This is a genomic window from Pseudomonas sp. GW821-FHT07G10 (assembly GCF_059418545.1).
In genome coordinates this window covers 1-503 of record NZ_JBWKQB010000076.1, presented here as the reverse complement: position 1 = coordinate 503, position 503 = coordinate 1, and the positions used below count along the sequence as shown (strand labels likewise).

2 tRNA genes are annotated in these 503 nt (G+C 46.3%); both read right to left on the bottom strand.

Going from position 1 to position 503, the window contains the following annotated elements:
- Window positions 1–224: 224 nt before the first annotated feature.
- Window positions 225–300 (bottom strand) — tRNA-Ala (locus AC07O1_RS30385).
- A 30-nt stretch (window positions 301–330) separates the two neighbouring features.
- Window positions 331–407, bottom strand: a tRNA-Ile gene (locus tag AC07O1_RS30380).
- Window positions 408–503: the final 96 nt, after the last annotated feature.

Here is a 503-nt window from a genome sequence, read left to right as displayed (position 1 = left end):
AGCAATCTGGTTATACTGTGAAGACGACATTCGCCGAAAATTCGCAATTACTCACAAATTTTACCTTAGCCTGATCCCACACCAGTGAAAGTGTGGTCCAGTCTATCTTTCTATCACATACCCAAATTTTTAAAGAACGATCTAATCAAAGACTAGAAATCAACATTCACCATCGTTCGATGGAATGCTCATTTCTAAGCTTTAACACAAGAAACAGCAGTAAGTGGTGGAGCCAAACGGGATCGAACCGTTGACCTCCTGCGTGCAAGGCAGGCGCTCTCCCAGCTGAGCTATGGCCCCGTATTTCTACAGGCGTTTCCCACACAAAATTGGTGGGTCTGGGCAGATTCGAACTGCCGACCTCACCCTTATCAGGGGTGCGCTCTAACCAACTGAGCTACAGACCCAATTTCGGGCTGTTTCTATCGTCTTCTTCAATGAATCAAGCAATTCGTGTGGGAACTTATGGAGCAGCTGATGTCGTCGATTAAGGAGGTGATCCA